Source organism: Klebsiella sp. 141162 (assembly GCF_050600755.1).
GTDB classification, from domain to species: domain Bacteria; phylum Pseudomonadota; class Gammaproteobacteria; order Enterobacterales; family Enterobacteriaceae; genus Klebsiella; species Klebsiella aerogenes.
This window is the reverse complement of sequence record NZ_JAQIRI010000030.1, coordinates 1-491: the sequence shown is the minus strand read 5'-3', so window position 1 is coordinate 491 and position 491 is coordinate 1. Positions and strand designations below refer to the sequence as shown.

The following is a 491-nucleotide window of genomic DNA, read 5'->3' as shown; positions in this document are numbered from 1 at the left end:
GAGAGCAGGCCGCCGAAGCCAATCGGCAGCAGCAGTAACGGCTCGAACTTTTTCGCAATCGCCAGCCACAGCAGCAGCAGGCTGACCAGCAGCATCACCGCCTGGCCGGCCCCCAGGTGCATCAGCCCCATGCCCTGAATCAGGGCGTTCAGACTTTCCATTTGCGCTCCTCGTCCTTACGCCAGCTGCAGCAGGGTGTCGCCGACCGCCACCGCATCGCCGGATTTCACCGCGATACCGCGTACGGTACCGGCCTGCGCGGCGCGGATTTCGGTTTCCATCTTCATGGCTTCCAGAATCAGCAGCACCTCGCCTTCCGCCACCGCCTGGCCTTCGCTGGCCAGCACCTTCCAGATGGTGCCCGCCAGCGGCGCGGTCACCGGGGTGCTGGCGCCTGCCGGGGCGGCTGCCTGAACCGGTGCGAAAGACGGAGTGGCCGCCGTCAGCTGGCTGACGTCGCCGCCGTCGCTGACTTTGACCACGAAGGCTTT

At 66.4% G+C, this 491-nt stretch carries 2 protein-coding genes; both read right to left on the bottom strand.

Features of this window, described 5'->3' with window-relative positions; translation table 11 throughout:
* The coding region (locus tag PGR23_RS24425) for a sodium ion-translocating decarboxylase subunit beta (protein WP_173670150.1) at window positions 1–161 on the bottom strand (161 nt) is incomplete at its 3' end.
* Window positions 162–176: 15 nt separating this feature from the next.
* The coding region (locus PGR23_RS24420) for a biotin/lipoyl-containing protein (RefSeq protein ID WP_430915675.1) at window positions 177–491 on the bottom strand (315 nt) is incomplete at its 5' end.